Consider the following 19,771-nt stretch of genomic DNA (forward strand, 5'->3'; position numbering starts at 1 on the left):
CCGCTCCCACGGCAGCCCCAAAAAAAGACCCCGGTCACAGGACCGGGGTCTTTTTTACATCACGACCGAATCACTCCTGGTTAGCCAGTTTGTGTTCCAGATAGTGAATGTTGACACCGCCTTTGCAGAAACCTTCATCACGCACCAGGTCGCGGTGCAGCGGGATGTTGGTCTTGATGCCGTCGACGACGATCTCGTCCAGGGCATTGCGCATGCGCGCCATGGCTTCGTCGCGGTCCTTGCCGTAGGTGATCAGCTTGCCGATCAGCGAGTCGTAGTTCGGTGGAACCGCGTAACCGCTGTACAGGTGCGAGTCGACGCGAACGCCGTTGCCACCCGGGGCGTGGAAATGCTTGACCGTGCCTGGGCTCGGGATGAACTTCTTCGGGTCTTCGGCGTTGATCCGGCACTCCAGGGAGTGACCACGAATCACCACGTCATCCTGGGTGAACGACAGCTTGTTGCCAGCGGCGATGCTGAGCATCTCCTTGACGATGTCGATACCGGTGACCATCTCCGAAACCGGGTGCTCCACCTGAACACGGGTGTTCATTTCGATGAAGTAGAAACGACCGTTCTCGTAGAGGAACTCGAAGGTGCCGGCGCCACGGTAGCCGATGTCGACGCACGCCTTGACGCAGCGGGCGAAGACTTCCTGGCGGGCTTTCTCGTCGATGCCCGGTGCCGGCGCTTCTTCGAGGACCTTCTGGTGGCGGCGCTGCAGCGAGCAGTCGCGGTCACCCAGGTGCACAGCGTTACCCTGGCCGTCGGACAGGACCTGGACTTCCACGTGACGTGGGTTGGTCAGGAACTTCTCGAGGTAGACCATCGGGTTGCCGAAGGCGGCGCCCGCTTCGCTACGGGTCAGCTTGGCCGAGGAGATCAGGTCCTCTTCCTTGTGCACCACGCGCATGCCGCGACCACCACCGCCACCGGCGGCCTTGATGATCACCGGGTAGCCGACTTCACGGCCGATGCGCAGGGCTTCTTCTTCGTCTTCCGGCAGCGGGCCGTCGGAACCCGGCACGGTTGGAACACCGGCCTTGATCATCGCGTCCTTGGCCGAAACCTTGTCGCCCATCAGGCGAATGGTGTCGGCGTTCGGGCCGATGAAGGCAAAACCGGAGTTCTCGACCTGCTCGGCGAAATCGGCGTTTTCCGCGAGGAAACCGTAGCCCGGGTGAATGGCGGTAGCGCCGGTCACTTCGGCCGCGGCGATGATGGCCGGGATGTGCAGGTAGGACTGGCTGGCCGAAGCAGGACCGATGCAGACCGACTCGTCTGCCAGGCCCAGGTGCATCAGTTCGCGGTCAGCCGTGGAGTGTACGGCGACGGTCTTGATGCCCAGCTCTTTGCAGGCACGCAGGATCCGCAGGGCAATTTCCCCGCGGTTGGCAATCAGGACTTTTTCCAGCTTCGCAGACATCGTTGGCTCTCCGCGGTTCAAACGATGGTGAACAGCGGCTGGTCGAACTCAACCGGCTGACCGTCTTCTACCAGGATGGATTCGATCACACCGCTGGTTTCAGCTTCGATGTGGTTCATCATCTTCATGGCTTCGACGATGCACAGGGTGTCGCCTTTCTTCACGGTCTGGCCGACTTCAACGAAGGCTGGCGAGGTAGGCGAGGCTTTGCGGTAGAAGGTACCGACCATTGGCGAACGGGCAACGGTGCCGTTCAGCTTTGGCGCGGCAGCTTCGGCTGGAGCGGCGGCAGCGGCAGGGGCGGCTGGTGCGGCAACAGGAGCGGCGACTGGAGCCGGAGCGTAGTACTGCTGGGCTGGAGTCTTGCTGTGGCGGCTGATCCGTACGGACTCTTCGCCTTCCTTGATCTCCAGCTCGTCGATGCCAGACTCTTCCAGCAGTTCGATCAGTTTCTTGACTTTACGGATATCCATTAATCATCAACTCCCAAGGTTCGGTCAGGGGCGTAAATATAAAAACGTGTTAGCAAACGTTTCTTGTGAGCCCCGGCCCGTAGGCCAGGGTCTCGTCATCAGGGCTTTGCGTTAGCAGCCAGGTGTTCCAGGGCAGACTCCAGGGCCAGGCGATAGCCAGTAGCACCCAGGCCGCAAATCACCCCTACGGCGACATCAGAGAAGTAGGAGTGATGGCGAAAAGGTTCGCGTTTGTGCACGTTGGACAGATGCACTTCGATGAATGGGATGCTCACCGCCAGCAACGCGTCACGTAATGCGACACTTGTATGTGTGAAAGCCGCCGGATTGATCAGGATGAAGTCCACGCCTTCGCTGCGCGCAGCATGGATGCGGTCGATCAATTCGTACTCGGCATTGCTTTGCAGGTACTGCAGGTGATGGCCGGCGGCGCGGGCGCGCTGCTCCAGATCCTGGTTGATCTGGGCCAGGGTCACGGCGCCATAGACGCCCGGTTCGCGGGTGCCGAGCAGGTTCAGGTTGGGGCCGTGCAGCACCAGTAGCGTTGCCATCTGTGGTTCCTTTTTATCGTTAGGAAACTTTGCGCGGCGACTATGCCGTAAACCGGCGGGCACTGTCCAGTTACCGGCAATAGCCAGCACGATGACCGATATTCACGCTAAATATGTGACTAATTTATTAATTTCAGTCATTGATTTTGGCTTTTTAGCGGCCAGAGGAAGTTATAGACCCAGATTGGCGCGAATGCGCGTCAGATGCTCGGCAAATTCGCCGGCGTTTATCTCGCCAACCACACGGTCAGCGCTCATTTCGCTGCCGTTCGCGGCAAAGAACAGCAGCGCGGGCGGGCCGAACAGCTGGTAACGGTCGAGCAGGGCGCGCTGTTCGGCGTTGCTTTCGCTGATATCGAAGCGCAGCAGCTTGTACTCCTTGAGCTGCGCTTGCACCGCCGGGGCTTTGAGCACTTCATGCTCGATCACCTTGCAACTGATGCACCAGTCGGCGTACCAGTCCAACAGCACCGGCTGGCCGGCGGCCTTGGCGGCGGCCAGGGCGCTGTCCAGCGCCGCCGGGGTGGTGAGGGTCTGCCAGTCGCTGGCGCTGCTGGCCTGGACGCTTGCGCCGGTGCTGGCAATGCCTGCCTGAGGCAACGGGCGCAGCGGGTCGCTCTGGCCGCTCAAGGCGCCGTACCAGCAGGCCAGGGCATAGAACAGCAGGGCCAGGCCGAACAACTGCGCCAGGCGCTGGCGGGTGGTTTTCAGGGTGAACTCCAGGGCGCCGAGGAACACTGCGGTGCCAGCGGCCAGCAGGCCGACCAGCAACAGCGTGACCTGGCCCGGCAGCACGCGGCTGAGCAGGCCGATGGCCAGGCCCAGCAACAGCACGCCGATTGCGTTTTTCACCGTCACCAGCCACGGCCCGCTCTTTGGCAGCCAGGCTGCGCCGCCGGTCGCGATCACTAGCAGTGGCGCGCCCATGCCCAGGCTCAGGGCGAACAGTTTCAGCGCACCGCCCAGGGCATCACCGCTGGCGCTGATGTACAGCAGCGCGCCGGCCAGTGGTGCTGACACGCACGGCGACACCAGCAGGCTGGAGAACACCCCGAGGATCGCCGCGCCGATCAGCGAACCGCCCTTGGTCTGGCCCACCAGGCGCTCCAGGCGGCTGCTGATGGCATGGGGCAGTTTCAGCTCGAACAGGCCGAACATGGCCAGGGCGAACAGCACGAAGAACAGCGCAAACGGCACCAGCACCCAGACCGACTGCAGGCGCGCCTGCAGGTTAAGGCCGGCGCCGAACAGGCCCATCAGCGCACCCAGCAGGGCGAAGCAGGCGGCCATCGGCAGCACGTAGGCCAGCGACAGGGCAAACCCGCGCCAACCGCTGGCCTGGCCGCGCAATACCACCCCAGAGAGGATCGGCAGCATCGGCAACACACAGGGTGTGAAGGTCAGGCCGACGCCGGCGAGAAAGAACAGCAGCAGGCTTTGCCAGTCCCACCCGGCTTTGCCGACGGCCGTAGCGCCTGGCAACGCGCTGCTCGCAGTGCCATCGACACTCAGGCGCGCGGTTTCCGGCGGGTAGCACAGGCCCTTGTCGGCACAGCCCTGGTAGCCGACCAGCAGGGTGAAGGGGCGTTGTTCGTTGGCCGGGCGGGGGATTTCGATGTCGAGGATGCCGTGGTAGACCTCGACGTCGCCGAAGAATTCGTCGTGCTTGGCTTCACCGGGCGGGATCTGTGCCGTGCCCAGGGCGATGTCGGCAGGTTCGCTGCGGAACTGGAAGCGGTGGCGGTACAGGTAGTAGCCATCGGCGGCGACGAAGCGCAGTTTCAGGCTTTGCCCTTCATCCTGCACCAGGCTCAGCTTGAAGGCTTCGTGCACCGGCAGGAAATCGGCGCTGTTGTTCAGCGACGCCGCGCCCAGGGTGGCGCTGGGGCGATTGTCGAGCAGGCCGGCGCCGGCGGCGGGCAAGGCCAGGAGCAGAAACAGGAGGCAAAGCAGGCGGCGCATGGCGGTCTCGCAGTACAAAAGTGCCTGCATGATAGCGGACTGCGCCGTTACGTGCAGTTACGCGGCGCCTGCATCGCTGGCAAGGCCAGCTCCCACAGGGCCGGTGGATGCAGATCTACTGTGGGCGCCGGCTTTGCCGGCGATGGTGGCGCCACCGTCTTGGATCAGAGCCGAAACGCCCGCACCGCCGTGTTCAACTCACCCCCAAGCCGGAGCAATTGCTCACCCTGTTCACGGCCTTCGCCAATACGCTGCAGGTTGTCCTCGCCCAGGCCATGAATCCGTTCGCTGTGATCGCGAATCTCGCTCACCGCGCCACTTTGCTGGGCGGTGACATCGGCAATCCGTACCGCCGTGGCGGAGATGGTCTGGATCGCCGCGACAATTTCATCCAGCGCGCCATCTGCCGCCTGGGCCTGATCGGCGGTGATTTGGGCATGTTCGAGCTGGGCGCGCATGCCTTGCACCGAGTCGCGCGCCGCCTGTTGCAAGCGGCCGATCAAGGTCTGGATCTCGCCAGTGGCACCGGTGGTGCGCTGCGCCAGTGAGCGTACCTCTTCGGCAACCACGGCAAAACCACGGCCCATTTCCCCGGCCCGCGCCGCTTCGATCGCCGCATTGAGGGCCAGCAGGTTGGTCTGCTCGGCAATCGAGCGGATGACCGTCAGCACGCTGCCGATGGTTGCCGACTCCTGCGCCAGTTGTTCGATCATCTGTGCGTTGCCCTGCACTTCATCGACCAGCGCTCGCAGCCCGGTCAGGCTTTGGCCGATCACCGCCTGGCCCTGCTCCACGGCGCGCCCGGCGTCATGACTGGCGTCGGCGGCCTGGCTAGCATCGCCGGCCACCTGCAGGATAGTTGCTTCCAGTTCCCCCAGGGCATCACGGATTTGCGCGGTATCGCCGGCCTGGCGTTCGGCGCCATCGTGCAGGGCGCTGCTCATGCCGGCCAGGGCGTGGCTGCTGCCGGCGACTTGTTCCGCGTTGTGGCGAATGGTGCCGACCAGCTCCACCAAGTAGGCGCGCAGGCGATTGAGCGAGTCCTGGATGTCATGCATCTCGCGGTTGCTCCGCCCCAGGGCAATGGCCTGGCCGAAGTCACCCTCGGCCCAGCGCGACAGCGCCGGCGCCAGGTTGGTCAGCACCCGTGCCAGGCGCCGCTGCAGGGTGTCGATGAGCAGGGCGATGAGCAGGATCAGGCCGATCATCAGGCCCTGGATCACCCGCACTTCGCCCTGGATGGCGGCATGCTGGCTGCGCACGCCGGGTTCGAGCTCGGCGATGGCCTGCTGTACGGCGGCGATGCGCTCGAAGGTACTGTTCGCCAGGGCGCTGCGCTGCTGGATCTGCTCGCGGGTACGCTGCAGTTCGCCCGGGTAGCGCTTGATCAGGCTGTTGAGCTCGCGCTTGAGCGCCACGCCATGGTCTTGGGCCTCGGTGCTGGCCTGGGTTTCCAGGCCCATCAGCGCGGCAAAGTCGTCGGCGCTGGATTCGCGGGCGGCGGTTACGCCCAGCAGCGGCAACTGCTCAAGTACCTGCGCCTGAGCGGCGATCTGCTGCAGTTCGCGCTCGACTTCATCGGCCAGTTCGCTCCGGCCGCTGCTGACCAGCTTGTCGCGGGCCAGGGACAGCCGCGACAGGTGCAGGGAGGCGTTGAACAGTGCCGGTGCATAACGCCCGGCATCGCTACTGGTACTGCTCTGGGCATAGTTGGCCAGTTGTTCGAGGCTGGCGCCCAGCTCGCGTTCGGCCTGGAGCAGCAGGGCCTGGGGATCGCCGGCCAGCTTGCCGGCACCGAGCAGTTCGTTGGCGGTGAAGCGCTGCAGGTTGTCCAGGCTCGGGCGCAGCCGGGCTGCAAGCGCTGCTGGCAATTGTTCGAGTTCGGCCTGCAGGGCGGCGGTGGCTTGCACCGCCGTGGCATGGCGCAGGGCGTCGCCGCTGCTCAGGTAGTCCTGGATGTTGCGCGCGGCCTGGTTCTGGAATTGCTGCGACAGCGACAGGTAGCGCTCCATTAATAGGTAGGGGCGCTCCAGGGCGCGCTGCGACCACCACAGGGTGGCGCCCAGGGCGATGCACACGGTAACCAGCAACAGGGTATTGAAATTGGTAAGCAGCTTCAGGCGCATGTCCGGGTCTACCAACGGCCGAATGGTAAGCGCCTGAAGTTATTGCGTTTTAATGACCGGGTTATGACGAGACGGGCGGTTTTGCGAAAAAAACTGGCACTTTGCCTTTATGCTTCCACCCGTTGCACGCAGTTGCGTCCGGCGCCTTTGGCGCGGTACAGCGCCTCATCGGCGGCAGTGGCCATGCTCAGGGCATCCAGACCTTCGCTCAACTGTACAACGCCGGCGCTGAAGGTGCAGGACAGGTCGCGAGGTTGGGCGGGGTAATGGATCTCGGCGAAGCGCCGGCGAATCTCATCGAGCACTTTGTGCGCGGCACCCAGGTCGGTGTTGGGCATGACGATGGCGAACTCTTCTCCGCCGTAACGGCCGATGAAGTCGGTCTTGCGCAGGCGCTGCTTGAGGAACAGCGCCAGGCTCTTGATCACCCGGTCACCCATGGGGTGGCCGTGGCTGTCGTTGACCTTCTTGAAGTGATCGATATCGAGCATGGCGAAGCTCAGCGGCTGTTCTTCGCGGCGCGCGCGGAAGCTGCAGTCTTCCAGCAGTTGCAGGATGTGAGTGTGGTTGTACAGCCCGGTCAGGCTGTCGCGCACCATCCGCGCCTTGAGGTTGCGCGCGCGGGCGGCGCGGTTGCGCACGGTGGTGATCAGGTGTCGCGAGCGGATCGGTTTGGTTAAAAAGTCATCACCGCCCTCGCTCATGGCGTCGAGCTGTTTATCCAGGTCGTCTTCGGCCGACAGGTAGATGATCGGCACGCTGACATAACGGTCGTTGTGGCGGATCACCTTGGCCAGTTCCGTGCCGGTGCAGGCCGGCATGTACATGTCGAGGATGATCAGGTCGGGCTGGAAGTCGGCAAGCTCGGCCATGGTCTGGATCGGGTCGATCAAGGTGCGGGTGACGATCCCGGCGCTGTTGAGCAGGCGCTCGGTGTGCAGGGCCTGGGCCCGCGAGTCGTCGATGATCAGCACCTTGAAGGGTTCGTACTGGGTGACGCTGGTCAGCAGCTCGACTTTCTCCAGCAGGCTCGAGGCTTCCAGGGTGCCGGTCAGAAACTCCTGGCCGCCGGCGCGTACGGCGGCCAGGCGCGTCGGGGTGTCGGTTTCGTGCAGGCTGAAAAACAGCAACGGTAACCGCTGTTCCAGGCCCTGCTGGGCCTGGGCCGCCAGTTGCAGGCCGACACCGGGGCCGGTGAAGTCGACGTCCATGACGATCGCCGAAGGCAGCCGTTCGCTCATGGTCGCCTGGAATGCGGCGGCGCTGTACAAGGCCTGTACACCCAAGCCGAAGAACTCCAGCTGTTGGGCCAGGCGTTCGGCGCGGTCGTGGTCCTGGAGCATGATGTACACCGGCTTGCGCAAGGGGGGCAGCGGCACTTGCTCAAGCTGGTCACCCTGGCGCAGGCCGGTGCGCGACAGGCGCTGCATCAGCCGGTTGAGTTCGCTGATCAGTTGGCTGCTCAGGCGCGCACTGTTGGCCTCGACCGCCTCCAGGGTATGGCCGATGGCTTCGGCCAACTGGCTGTGCTCGGGCTGCTCGAAGCGCTCGGCATAGCGTTGCAGGCGCAGGTTGGCCTCGCACAGCTCACCCAGGTCGCCAGTGGACCACTCGCTGCGCTGCAGGCGCTGCCAGATTTCGAGGATTTGCCGGGCCTGATGAATGACCCGCTGGGCAAAGTGTTGCTTGAGGCGCTCACGATTGGGGTCTTCTGGCTCGGTCATGTCCTGACTACTTATAAGGGTGAGGCTGAGGTCGAGTGATGGCTCTATGCTAGCACCACTTTCCCGGCAATCGAGTGCCTTGTATCAATAAACTGTACAAGTCCGTTTATTCATTTGCTGACCCAATAGTCGCTTATGCGAACCGCCGTGCTTGATTTATAGTGCAGCGATACTTGCCGACCCCGGCAGGTGGCGCGCGGCACAAAACGCCCATCGCGCTGGCACGAAGCCCGGGGGTTGCGGTCGAACCCCTTGAACCGACGTGACTGAAAGGACAACGCCATGCTGGACTGGAAAAACCGTACAGGCAAAGCCGAGGCGCGTGAGCGGGTCGAGCCGCGCACCGCCGCCACCCGCAGCTATTTCGGCGGGTTGCTGTTCAGCCGCGCCCTGGGCTCGCTGATCGGCCTGTACCTGCTGGTGTGCGTGGGCCTGGGCTGGTACTGGAGCGCCGAACCCGACCTGTTCCCGGTACAGCAGAACGCCCAGGCGGCTGCCGAAAAAACCGGCAAGCAGATGGTCGTCGGCTACACCACCATCGAGACGCTCAAGACCGTGGCCGGTACCTTGCTCAACAAGCCCGGCGGCTACATTTCCAACGACCGCTTCCCGCCAGGCCTGTGGATGGACAACATGCCCAGCTGGGAGTACGGCGTGCTGGTCCAGGTACGTGACCTGAGCCGTGCCCTGCGCAAGGACTTTGCCCGCTCGCAGTCGCAGTCCACCGAAGACGCGGACCTGGCCAAGGCCGAGCCGCGCTTCAACTTCGACAACAAGAGCTGGATCCTGCCGTCGAGCGAGTCCGAGTTCCAGGAAGGCATCAACTCCCTGACCCGCTACCAGAACCGTCTGGCCTCGCCGGACCAGCAGGGCGCGCTGTTCTACACCCGTGCCGACAACCTCAACAACTGGCTGGGCGACGTCGCCACCCGCCTGGGCTCGCTGTCGCAGCGGCTGTCGGCGAGCGTTGGCCGGGTCAAGCTCAACAGCACCCTGAAGACTGAATCGGTGGTGCCGGGCCAGGTGCCGCAGGTTGACGAGGAAGTGGTCGAAACCCCATGGCTGCAGATCGACAACGTGTTCTACGAAGCCCGCGGCCAGGCCTGGGCGCTGTCGCACCTGCTGCGCGCCATCGAGGTCGACTTCGCCGACGTACTGGCGAAGAAGAATGCCACGGTCAGCGTGCGGCAGATCATCCGTGAGCTGGAAGCCTCGCAGGAACCGCTGTGGAGCCCGATGGTGCTCAACGGCAGCGGCTTTGGCATGTGGGCCAACCATTCGCTGGTAATGGCCAACTACATCTCGCGGGCCAACGCTGCGGTGATCGACCTGCGTCAACTGCTGACCCAGGGCTGAACCGGTGTCGATCTCCAAGCAGGAGGCGGCGCACCGCGCCGCCTCCGACCTCGAACGGATCGCCTGGGTCGACGAAAACGACCGGTTGCTCGGCGCCTTGCCCCGCGCCGAGCTACGCGAACGCGGCCTGATCGGGCGCGGCACCTACATCCTGCTGTTCAATTCCGTTGGTGAGCTGTGCGTGCACCGGCGCACCGAGAGCAAGGCGATCTACCCGGGTTACTGGGATGTCGCCGCCGGTGGCATGGTCCAGGCCGACGAAAGCTTTGCCGAGTCGGCGGCCCGCGAGCTTGAAGAAGAGCTCGGGGTGGCCGGGGTCGAGCTCACGGCCCACGAGTGCTTTTTCTTTGACCAACCTGGCAACCGGCTCTGGTGCGCGGTGTTTTCGGCGGTCTGGGACGGGCCTTTGCGCCTGCAGCCGGAAGAGGTCAGCGAAGCGCGTTTTATCCCCGTCGAACAGGCCCTGGCCGACAGCCGGCAGCAGCCGTACTGCCCCGATTCACTGGCTGCTTTGCAGCGCTACATCGACCGTCAAGCCTGACGTCGCGAATCACATGCAAAATGGCGCAGTTTTGTACTTAGCATTCGCGACATTTATCGTTACACTGCGCGGCCTTTTAAGGCTGCCGCACGCTTCATGCGGCAGTTGCGCTGCCCCTGCCAGAGTGGGGCTTCGCGGTCGGTACCCCGCCAGGGGCGTCGACCAGTTTTTATCCTCACCGTAGAGGATCAAAAGTGGCCAAGAAAGCCGCATCATTCGCCGCCCTGGGTGGCCTGGTGTTCTCCACTGATGCAGGTCGGCATTGCCCGGACTGCAGCAAACCCATAGATGCCTGCATCTGCAAACAGACGCTCATCCCCGAAGGCGATGGCATTGCTCGCGTGCGCCGCGAAAGCAAGGGCCGTGGCGGCAAGACGGTGACGACCATCAGCGGCGTGCCGCTGCCCCTGGAACAGCTCAAGGATCTGGCCAGCACGCTCAAGCGCCGCTGCGGAACCGGCGGCGCGTTGAAAGACGGGGTCATCGAAATCCAGGGCGATCATGTCGAGCTGTTACTGGCCGAGCTGATCAAACAGGGCTTCAAAGCGAAAAAGTCCGGCGGCTGAAGACTGCATCGCGATTTTTTGCAGTTCGCTTTCTAAACTCGTTCCCGTAGGAAGGGTCTATCCCTGAACACGGATAATCGTCACTTTCAGGTTTTACACTGCGCCCGCCCCATGCAGGCCGGTGTTTTTCGACTTTCTATATAGGGGACTTCAATGTCCGTACGACGCACACGCAAAGACGATGGCAGCCAATGGACAGTTGCGGACAGCCGCAGTGTTTACGGCATTCGCCATTGGGGGGCCGGTTACTTCGCAATCAACGAGGCCGGGCGCGTCGAAGTCCGCCCGAACGGGCCAGGCAGTGCGCCGATCGACCTGTTCGAGCAGGTTGACGAGCTGCGCAAGAGTGGCCTGTCGCTGCCGCTGCTGGTCCGTTTCCCGGACATCCTCCAGGACCGCGTGCGCCAGCTGACTGGCGCTTTTGACGCCAACATCGCGCGCCTGGAATACCAGAGCCAGTACACCGCGCTGTACCCGATCAAGGTCAACCAGCAGGAAGCGGTGGTCGAGAACATCATCGCCACCCAGAACGTGTCCATTGGCCTGGAAGCCGGCTCCAAGCCCGAGCTGCTGGCGGTGCTGGCGCTGGCGCCGAAAGGCGGCACCATCGTCTGCAACGGTTACAAGGACCGCGAGTTCATCCGCCTGGCGCTGATGGGGCAGAAACTTGGCCACAACGTCTTCATCGTCATCGAAAAAGAGTCGGAAGTGGCCCTGGTGATCGAGGAAGCCGCCGAGCTCAAGGTCAAGCCGCAGATCGGCCTGCGCGTGCGCCTGTCGTCGCTGGCCTCGAGCAAGTGGGCCGATACCGGTGGCGAGAAGTCCAAGTTCGGCCTCTCGGCCGCGCAACTGATCTCGGTAGTGCAGCGCTTTCGCGATGCCGGCCTGGACCAGGGCATCCGCCTGCTGCATTTCCACATGGGCTCGCAGATCGCCAACCTGGCCGACTACCAGCATGGTTTCAAGGAAGCCATCCGTTATTACGGCGAGCTGCGTGCACTGAACCTGCCGGTCGATCACATCGACGTCGGCGGCGGCCTGGGCGTGGACTACGACGGCACCCACTCGCGCAACGCCAGCTCGATCAACTACGACATGGATGACTACGCCGGTGTCGTGGTCGGTATGCTCAAGGAGTTCTGCGATGCCCAGGGCCTGCCGCATCCGCACATCTTTTCGGAAAGCGGCCGCTCGCTGACCGCGCACCACGCCATGCTGGTGGTGCAGGTGACCGATGTCGAGAAGCACAACGACGAAGTGCCGCTGATCGAGAACAAGGAAAACCTGCCCGAGACCGTACAGTGGCTGGTCGACCTGCTCGGCCCGACCGATATCGAGATGGTCACCGAGACCTACTGGCGCGCCACCCACTACATGAGCGACGTGGCTGCCCAGTACGCCGACGGCAAGATCACCCTGGCCGAGAAAGCCCTGGCCGAGCAGTGCTACTTTGCCGTTTGCCGGCGCCTGCACAACTCGCTCAAGGCCCGTCAGCGCTCGCATCGCCAGGTGCTGGACGAGCTCAACGACAAGCTGGCCGACAAGTACATCTGCAACTTCTCGGTATTCCAGAGCCTGCCGGACACCTGGGCGATCGGCCAGGTCCTGCCGATCCTGCCGCTGCATCGCCTGGACGAAGAGCCGCTGCGCCGCGCCGTGCTGCAGGACCTGACCTGCGACTCGGATGGCAAGATCAACCAGTACGTCGACGAGCAGAGCATCGAGACCAGCCTGCCGGTGCACGGGATCAACGAGGGAGAGGACTACCTGTTGGGTATCTTCCTGGTCGGTGCCTACCAGGAGATCCTCGGTGACATGCACAACCTGTTCGGTGACACCGACTCGGTGAACATCTACCAGAACCCGAACGGCAGCGTGTACCACGCCGGTATCGAGACCCACGACACCATCGAAGACATGCTGCGTTACGTGCACCTGTCGCCGGAGGAGTTGATGACCCACTACCGCGACAAGTGCGCCAGCGCCAAGATCACTGCCCGTGAGAAAACCCAGTTCCTCGACGCGTTGCGTCTGGGGCTGACCCGCTCGTCTTACCTGTCGAGCTGATCAGTGGTGCGGGTCGCGTGCAGTCACTGGCTGTGCGTCGACCCTATCGCCGGCAAGGCCGGCTCCCACAGGTGCAGTGCCGCGCTCTTGTGGGAGCTGGCCTTGCCAGCGATGGGCTGCGCAGCAGACCCAGAAACTACCGCACAAACCACCCCTCCCGCCGCTGCAACCGCCAGCCCATCACCCCCAGCGTCACCCCGCGCAAAGCCATGAACAGCAGAAACCCCAGCCACAGGCCGTGGTTGCCCAGGTCCTGGGAGGCATAGGCGACCGGCAGGGCGATCAGTACGCTGAGCAGCATCCCATTGCGCATCTCCCGCGCCCGTGTGGCGCCGATGAACAAGCCATCAAGCAGATAGCTCCATACCGCAATCAACGGCAGCAGTGCCAGGTACGGCAGGTACTGGTAGGCGGTTTCGCGCACGTTGGCGATGTCGGTCTGCATGTTGATGAACAGATGCCCAGCCAACAGGAACAACACGGCAAAGCCGCTACTGGCCAGCAACGACCAGCCGCAGGCGACGGTCAATGAACGTCGTAGCGCCTGGCGATCACCCGCGCCAATGGCATGCCCGCACAGCGCTTCGACCGCATGGGCCAGGCCATCGAGGGCATAGGCGGTGAGCAACAGGCCATTGAGCAGCAGAGCGTTGGCCGCCACCGTCGCTTCACCCAGGCGTGCGCCTTGTACGGTGATCAGGAAGAACACCGCCTGCAGCGCCAGGCTGCGGATGAAGATGTCGCGGTTGACGCTGAGCAGTGGCCGCCAGCTTTGCCAGCGCGCCAGCAACGCCCAGGCGATTTGCCCGGGGTAGGCACGCAAGGCCGGGCGGGTCAGGGCCAGGCCGAGCAGGGCGGCGCTCCACTCGGCAATCACCGAGGCGCGGGCCGAACCGATCACGCCCCAGTCCAGACCGAGCACGAACCACAGGTTGAGGGCGATGTTGAGCAGGTTGGTGGTCAGCAGGATGGCCAGCGGCGCCTTGGCGTTCTGGGTGCCGAGGAACCAGCCGACCAGGGCGAAGCTGGCCAGCGCCGCTGGCAGGCCCAGCAGGCGGGTCTGGAAGAAGTCGTGGGTCGATTGCTCCAGCGCCGCCGTGGGCTGCATCAGTTGCAGGGCCAGGTGGCTGAACGGCAGGGCCAGCACGCCCAGCAGCAGGGCAAACAACAGCGCCAGCAACAGGCCCTGCAGCAACACCTGGCGTAAGGCAGCACCGTCGGCACGGCCCGCCGCCTGGGCGGCGAAACCGGTCGAGCCCATGCGCAGAAAGCCCATGACCCAGGCCAGGAAGGTGTACAGGCTGGCGCCCACCGCCACCGCTCCCAGTTGATGGGCATGGGGCAGGTGGCCGATCACGGCGCTGTCGACCAGGGCCACCAATGGTACGGAAATATTCGAGAGGATCATCGGCGCGGCCAGCGCCCAGACCTTGATATGGGTCGGGCGGTCGCGCCAGTCGGTCAGCAAACGGGACATGGAGGCTCCTGGCAAGCCGGCATTGTAGCCGCTGTGCTAGTAAATCGTGCGAAGGCCGTCTCACATCCGCTCGCCGTATCACCGTTGCGGCGCGGTTGATATATAGTGCACGCCTAAGATTCCGCTGCCCGAGAGTTACTACTCCCATGCTCAACAAAGGATTGTTGCTGGCCTGCGCGCTGGCCTTGCTCAGTGCCTGCGATTCGTCTGCCCCGGATAAACCGGCGTCGGCCCCCGTCGAACCGCCTGCGCAGACCCAGGACCAACCCGCAGCCCCGGCTCCGGCCGCCCCGGCGGCGCAAGTGGAAGCGGCAAAACCCGCTCCGGTCAAGGACGATGCCGCGACCCTGGCCAAGCGCTATGCCGGCCGCGAACTGAGCGTGGTGGATGTCTCGGAAGTACAGGTCGATGGCGCCAGCGCCCTGGCCCTGACCTTCTCGGTGCCGCTGGATGACCAGCAGAACTTCGCCGACAAGGTGCACCTGGTCGATACCGTCAAAGGCAAGGTCGACGGCGCCTGGGAACTCTCCGCCAACAAGATGGAGCTGCGCCTGCGCCACCTGGAGCCGCAGCGCAAGCTGGTGCTGACCATCGACGCCGGCCTGCTCGCGGTCAATGGCAAGCGCCTGCCCGCCGAGTCGATCAGCCGCCTGGAAACCCGCGACATGCAGTCGACCATCGGCTTCGCCAGCCGTGGCTCGCTGCTGCCGACCCGCCTGGCCGAAGGCTTGCCGGTGATTGCCCTGAACGTCAACAAGGTCGATGTCGAGTTCTTCCGCATCAAACCTGACAAACTCTCGCCGTTCCTCGCCGCCTGGGGCCGCAACAGCAGCCTGTACTACTACCAGTCCAAGGAAACCCTGGACATGGCCGAGCTGGTCTACAGCGGCCGCTTTGACCTCAACCCGGCGAAGAATACCCGCGAGACCGTACTGCTGCCGATTGCCGGGATCAAGCCGCTGCAAGAGCCCGGCGTGTACCTGGCGGTGATGCGCGCGTCCGGCACCTATGACTATTCGCAACCGGCGACGCTGTTCACCCTGAGTGACATCGGCGTCTCGGCGCATCGCTACCAGAACCGCATGGATGTCTTCACCCAGGGCCTGGAAGGCGGCAAGGCGCTGAGCGGCGTCGAGCTGGAACTGCTCGACGGCGAAGGCCGCGTGCTGGCCCAGGCCAAGACCGACAGCGACGGCCACGCCCAGTTGCCAACGCCACCCAAGGCTGAAACCCTGCTGGCCCACCAGGGCGTGCACACCACCATGCTGCGCCTGAACAGCGCTGCCCTGGACCTGGCCGAGTTCGACATCACCGGCCCTCAGGCCAACCCGCTGCAGTTCTTCGTGTTCGGCCCGCGTGACCTCTATCGCCCGGGTGAAACCGTGCTGCTCAACGGCCTGCTGCGTGACCAGGATGGCCGCCCGCTCAAGCCGCAACCGGTGACCGTGGAAGTCCGCCGCCCGGATGAGCAGATCAGCCGCAAGTTCGTCTGGGAAGCCGATGCCAGTGGCTTCTATCAGTACCAACTGCAACTGGCCGATGAAGCGCCGACCGGGCGCTGGCAGTTGTTGTTCGACCTCGGTGGCGGCAAGAAGCAGGTGTTCGAGTTCCTCGTCGAAGACTTCCTGCCCGAGCGCCTGGCCCTGGAGCTCAAGGGCAGCGACAAGCCGTTGAGCCCGGAGCAGACCGCGCAGATCAAGGTCAATGGTCGCTACCTGTATGGCGCCCCGGCCTCGGGCAACCGCCTGAGCGGCCAGGCTTATGTGCGCCCGTTGCGTGAAGCGGTAGCGGCGCTGCCTGGCTACAAGTTCGGTTCGATCACCGAGGAGGAGCTGAGCCAGGACCTGGAGCTGGACGAGGTGACCCTCGATGCCGCGGGCAAAACCACGCTGAACATCGAAAGCAAATGGTCCGAAGCCCGTTCGCCGCTGCAATTGACCGTGCAGGCCAGCCTGCAGGAGTCCGGTGGCCGGCCGATCACCCGCCGTCTTGAGCAACCCATCTGGCCGGCCGGGCGCCTGCCTGGTCTGCGCGGCCTGTTCGACGGGGAAGAGACCGACGGCGAAGGCCCGGTGGAATTCGAAGTGCTGGTGGCCGATGCCGCAGGCAACAAGCTGGCCGTCAACAACCTCAAGGTTCGCCTGATCCGTGAGCGTCGCGACTACTACTGGAACTACTCGCAGAGCGATGGCTGGAGCTACAACTACAACGAGAAGTACCTGACCCAGAACGAAGAGACGGTCAATGTCAAAGCCGGCTCGACCGCGCGGGTCAACTTCCTGGTTGACTGGGGCCCGTACCGCGTCGAGGTCGAAGACCCGCAGACCGGTCTGGTGTCGAGCGAACGCTTCTGGGCCGGCTACCGCGCCCAGGACAACGCCGACGGCGGCGCCGTGCGTCCCGATCAGGTCAAGCTGGCCCTCGACAAGCCGTCCTACGCCGATGGCGCCACCGCCAACATCACCGTCACCCCGCCTGCCGCAGGCACCGGTTACCTGATGGTCGAGTCCAGCGAAGGCCCGCTGTGGTGGGAAGAAATCGACGTGCCGGCCGAAGGCAAGAGCTTCGCCGTCAAGCTCGATCCGAAGTGGGCGCGCCATGACCTGTATGTCAGCGCCCTGGTGATCCGCCCGGGCGAGCGCAAGGTCAACGCCACGCCGAAGCGCGCCGTAGGTGTGCTGCACCTGCCGCTGGATCGTCACGAACGCAAGCTGGCCGTCACCCTCAGCGCGCCGGAGAAGATGCGTCCCAAGCAGCCGCTGACCGTCAAGGTGCAGGCACGCAATGCCGACGGCAGTGTGCCCAAGCAGGTGCATGTACTGCTGGCGGCAGTGGACGTGGGTATCCTTAACATCACCGAATTCGCCACCCCCGACCCGTTCACCGGTATGTTCGGGCGCAAGGCCTATGGCGCCGACCAGCTGGACATCTATGGCCAACTGATCGAAGCCGGGCAGGGCCGTCTGGCCAGCCTGGCCTTCGGTGGTGACGCCGCCATGGCCAAGGGCGGCAAGCGCCCGAACACCACGGTGACCATCGTCGCCAAGCAAAGCGCCCCGGTCACCCTCAATGACAAGGGCGAAGGTGAAGCCACGGTCGATATCCCCGACTTCAACGGTGAGCTGCGGTTGATGGCCCAGGCCTGGACCGACGAGCGCTACGGCATGGCCGAAGGCAAGACCGTGGTCGCCGCGCCGTTGATTGCCGAGCTCTCGGCACCGCGCTTCCTCGCCGGTGGCGACCGCACCACCCTGGCCCTGGACCTGTCCAACCTGTCGGGCAAGGTGCAGAACCTGACCGTGCGCCTGAGCACCGAAGGCCAGTTGAACCTGCTCGGCGCCGCCGAACAGACCCTGAGCCTCACCGAAGGCAAGCGTGTCACCCTGCTGGTACCGGTGCAGGCCAGCGGTGGCCTGGGCCAGGGCAAGGTCAAGGTCGACGTGCAAGGCCTGCAACTGCCGGGCGAATCGGCCACGGCCTTCAGCCGCGACTGGACCCTGGGCATTCGCCCGGCCTACCCGGCGATGCTGCAGCACTATCGCGTAGCCCTCAAAGACCAACCCTGGACCTTGCCCGACGCAGATCTTGCACTGTTCGAACCCGCCGGCCTCGAAGCCTCATTGGCCCTGTCGAGCCGTCCACCGCTGAACCTGGCCGAACAGATCCGCGCCCTCGAAGCCTATCCGTATGGTTGCCTGGAGCAGACCACCAGTGGCCTGTACCCATCGCTGTACGCTGATGCCGCGACCCTCAAACGCCTCGGTATCAAGGGTGAAGCGGCGGACGTGCGCAAGCGCAAGATCGAGATGGGCATCGAGCACCTGCTGGGCATGCAGCGTTACAACGGCAGCTTCGGCCTGTGGAGCGCCGATGACCAGGAAGAGTTCTGGCTGACTGCCTACGTCACCGACTTCCTCCTGCGCGCCCGCGAGCAGGGTTATGCGGTACCGCCCGAGGCCCTGAAAAAGGCCAGCGAGCGTCTGCTGCGTTACCTGCAGGAGCGCAACCTGATCGAGGTCAACTACAGCCAGAACTCCGAGCACAGCCGCTTCGCCGTGCAGGCCTACGCCGCCCTGGTGCTGGCGCGTACCCAGCAGGCGCCGCTGGGCGCCCTGCGCAGCTTGTTCGAGCGGCGCAGCGATGCGCGCTCGGGCCTGCCGTTGGTACAGCTGGCCATCGCCCTGGACAAGATGGGCGACAAGCCGCGTGGGCAACAGGCGCTGCAGGCCGGCCTTGCCGTCACCCGCAACGAGAACACCTGGCTGGGCGACTACGGCAGCTCCGTGCGTGATCAGGCGCTGATCCTCTCGCTGCTGGCCGAGAACAACCTGGCCAGCGACAAGCTCGATGGCCGTCTGTTCGCGCTGGCTGACCAGATGGCCGCCAACCGCTGGCTGTCGACCCAGGAGCTTAACGCGCTGTTCCTCGCCGGTCGTGGCCTGCTGGCCAAGCCGGAAGGTAAATGGTCGGCGCGCCTGGACAGTGCCGGTGAAGTGCGCGAGCTCAACGCCGAGCAATCGGGGATGAAACTCGAGGGCCCGCTGCTGGCTTCGCCGCTGACCATCCAGAATGAAGGCAGCGAGACGCTGTTCCAGCACCTGACCCTGTCCGGATATCCGCGTCAGGCCCCGGTTGCCCGTGGCAGCGGCATGACCATCCACCGCGAGTTCCTCGGCATGAACGGCCAGGCCCTGGACATCAAGGCGCTCAAGAGCGGTGACCTGGTGCTGGTGCACCTGACGGTGACGGCCAACACCCAGGTGCCGGACGCCCTGGTGGTCGACTTGCTGCCGGCGGGCCTGGAGCTGGAAAACCAGAACCTGGCGCAAAGTGCGGCCAGTCTGGAGAACGCCAGCAGTGCGGTGAAGGAGTGGCGTGAGTCGATGCAGAACGCCAACGTGGTGCATCAGGAGTTTCGCGATGACCGCTACGTGGCGGCACTGAACATCGAGAACTACTACACCACCCACCTGCTGTACCTGGCCCGGGCGGTCACCCCGGGGACCTACAAGGTACCGCCGCCGCAGGTCGAGTCAATGTACCGGCCGAACTACAACGCGGTGGGCGAGGCCCCCGCCGAGCTGGTAGTCAAAGGCCGCTGACAGAGGGCTTTGTGGGAGCGGATGAATCCGCTCCCACATGCTCTAATTGCTCAGTGAATGATCCAGCTCAGCACCCACAAACCCAGCACCAGCCAGATGATGCCGAGTATGATCGAAGCGCGCATGAACGCGCGGATCGCCGAGTACAGCAGCATCAGGCCGATGATCAGGGCGAGGATGCTGACCAGCGAAGTGTCCATGCCCAGGGTGCGTGACAGGCCCTCGATGAAATTGCCACCGGCGTTGGCCAGCAAGTTGAACAACCCGCTCAGGCCGTCGACGATAAAACGAATCACTGCCCCCAGTGCCTGGCCGAGCCACTCGAAAAAACCTTCTACATGCATAGTTGCTTCCTGATGATCAATTCGGCGAATGCGCCGTTGCCAAGCCTTTGGCCGTG

Annotated in this window: 13 protein-coding genes; 5 read left to right on the forward strand and 8 right to left on the reverse strand. The window is 64.1% G+C overall.

The window, feature by feature from the left end:
- Positions 1–70 precede the first annotated feature (70 nt).
- The 6 genes from accC to NLX68_RS11210 form a co-directional block, all read right to left on the reverse strand.
- Positions 71–1,426 (reverse strand): acetyl-CoA carboxylase biotin carboxylase subunit, encoded by a 1,356-nt coding sequence (gene accC, locus NLX68_RS11185; RefSeq protein WP_010221693.1) that lies wholly within the window; start codon positions 1,424–1,426, stop codon positions 71–73.
- A gap of 17 nt (positions 1,427–1,443) precedes the next feature.
- Positions 1,444–1,899 carry an acetyl-CoA carboxylase biotin carboxyl carrier protein gene (accB, locus tag NLX68_RS11190; RefSeq protein ID WP_254284025.1) on the reverse strand — a complete coding sequence of 152 codons (456 nt, stop codon included), beginning with the start codon at positions 1,897–1,899 and terminating at the stop codon, positions 1,444–1,446.
- 98 nt (positions 1,900–1,997) lie between these two features.
- Entirely contained in the window at positions 1,998–2,450 is a 453-nt protein-coding gene (gene aroQ / locus NLX68_RS11195) for a type II 3-dehydroquinate dehydratase (RefSeq protein ID WP_045182308.1), read from the reverse strand.
- A 171-nt stretch (positions 2,451–2,621) separates the two neighbouring features.
- Entirely contained in the window at positions 2,622–4,412 is a 1,791-nt protein-coding gene (locus NLX68_RS11200) for a protein-disulfide reductase DsbD (protein WP_254284026.1), read from the reverse strand.
- A gap of 164 nt (positions 4,413–4,576) precedes the next feature.
- Complete coding sequence (locus NLX68_RS11205) at positions 4,577–6,538, reverse strand: methyl-accepting chemotaxis protein (protein WP_254284027.1); 1,962 nt, start codon at positions 6,536–6,538, stop codon at positions 4,577–4,579.
- Positions 6,539–6,645: 107 nt separating this feature from the next.
- Positions 6,646–8,262 (reverse strand): PleD family two-component system response regulator, encoded by a 1,617-nt coding sequence (locus NLX68_RS11210; protein ID WP_010221698.1) that lies wholly within the window; start codon positions 8,260–8,262, stop codon positions 6,646–6,648.
- A gap of 282 nt (positions 8,263–8,544) precedes the next feature.
- Between NLX68_RS11210 and NLX68_RS11215 the strand changes: the two genes are divergently transcribed.
- The 4 genes from NLX68_RS11215 (at position 8,545) to speA (ending at position 12,792) form a co-directional block, all read left to right on the forward strand.
- The gene (locus NLX68_RS11215; protein WP_010221699.1) at positions 8,545–9,618 is read left to right on the forward strand and encodes a DUF2333 family protein; all 1,074 of its coding nucleotides are present in this window, start codon (positions 8,545–8,547) and stop codon (positions 9,616–9,618) included.
- Between the two features lie 4 nt (positions 9,619–9,622).
- Positions 9,623–10,159 carry an NUDIX hydrolase gene (locus NLX68_RS11220; protein ID WP_254284028.1) on the forward strand — a complete coding sequence of 179 codons (537 nt, stop codon included), beginning with the start codon at positions 9,623–9,625 and terminating at the stop codon, positions 10,157–10,159.
- Between the two features lie 194 nt (positions 10,160–10,353).
- Complete coding sequence (locus tag NLX68_RS11225; protein ID WP_010221702.1) at positions 10,354–10,725, forward strand: translation initiation factor Sui1; 372 nt, start codon at positions 10,354–10,356, stop codon at positions 10,723–10,725.
- Positions 10,726–10,878: 153 nt separating this feature from the next.
- Positions 10,879–12,792: an arginine decarboxylase gene (gene speA / locus NLX68_RS11230; protein ID WP_010221703.1), complete on the forward strand. Its 1,914-nt coding sequence runs from the start codon at positions 10,879–10,881 to the stop codon at positions 12,790–12,792.
- Positions 12,793–12,928: 136 nt separating this feature from the next.
- On the opposite strand, the gene NLX68_RS11235 is transcribed toward speA, so the two are convergent.
- Positions 12,929–14,269: an MATE family efflux transporter gene (locus NLX68_RS11235; protein ID WP_254284029.1), complete on the reverse strand. Its 1,341-nt coding sequence runs from the start codon at positions 14,267–14,269 to the stop codon at positions 12,929–12,931.
- A gap of 146 nt (positions 14,270–14,415) precedes the next feature.
- Between NLX68_RS11235 and NLX68_RS11240 the strand changes: the two genes are divergently transcribed.
- The gene (locus tag NLX68_RS11240) at positions 14,416–19,371 is read left to right on the forward strand and encodes an alpha-2-macroglobulin (RefSeq protein ID WP_254284030.1); all 4,956 of its coding nucleotides are present in this window, start codon (positions 14,416–14,418) and stop codon (positions 19,369–19,371) included.
- A 50-nt stretch (positions 19,372–19,421) separates the two neighbouring features.
- On the opposite strand, the gene NLX68_RS11245 is transcribed toward NLX68_RS11240, so the two are convergent.
- Positions 19,422–19,715, reverse strand: coding sequence for a hypothetical protein (locus NLX68_RS11245; RefSeq protein WP_038997361.1), 294 nt, complete (start codon positions 19,713–19,715; stop codon positions 19,422–19,424).
- Between the last annotated feature and the right edge of the window lie 56 nt (positions 19,716–19,771).

Source organism: Pseudomonas sp. SBB6 (assembly GCF_024213215.1).
Taxonomy (GTDB): Bacteria; Pseudomonadota; Gammaproteobacteria; order Pseudomonadales; family Pseudomonadaceae; genus Aquipseudomonas; species Aquipseudomonas donghuensis.

Bases quoted from the DNA above. Each gene is read 5' to 3' on its own strand.
- accC (WP_010221693.1), bottom strand. From the start codon at position 1,426: ATGTCTGCGAAGCTGGAAAAAGTCCTGATTGCCAACCGCGGGGAAATT.
- accB (WP_254284025.1), bottom strand. From the start codon at position 1,899: ATGGATATCCGTAAAGTCAAGAAACTGATCGAACTGCTGGAAGAGTCT.
- aroQ (WP_045182308.1), bottom strand. From the start codon at position 2,450: ATGGCAACGCTACTGGTGCTGCACGGCCCCAACCTGAACCTGCTCGGC.
- NLX68_RS11200 (WP_254284026.1), bottom strand. From the start codon at position 4,412: ATGCGCCGCCTGCTTTGCCTCCTGTTTCTGCTCCTGGCCTTGCCCGCC.
- NLX68_RS11205 (WP_254284027.1), bottom strand. From the start codon at position 6,538: ATGCGCCTGAAGCTGCTTACCAATTTCAATACCCTGTTGCTGGTTACC.
- NLX68_RS11210 (WP_010221698.1), bottom strand. From the start codon at position 8,262: ATGACCGAGCCAGAAGACCCCAATCGTGAGCGCCTCAAGCAACACTTT.
- NLX68_RS11215 (WP_010221699.1), top strand. From the start codon at position 8,545: ATGCTGGACTGGAAAAACCGTACAGGCAAAGCCGAGGCGCGTGAGCGG.
- speA (WP_010221703.1), top strand. From the start codon at position 10,879: ATGTCCGTACGACGCACACGCAAAGACGATGGCAGCCAATGGACAGTT.
- NLX68_RS11235 (WP_254284029.1), bottom strand. From the start codon at position 14,269: ATGTCCCGTTTGCTGACCGACTGGCGCGACCGCCCGACCCATATCAAG.
- NLX68_RS11240 (WP_254284030.1), top strand. From the start codon at position 14,416: ATGCTCAACAAAGGATTGTTGCTGGCCTGCGCGCTGGCCTTGCTCAGT.
- NLX68_RS11245 (WP_038997361.1), bottom strand. From the start codon at position 19,715: ATGCATGTAGAAGGTTTTTTCGAGTGGCTCGGCCAGGCACTGGGGGCA.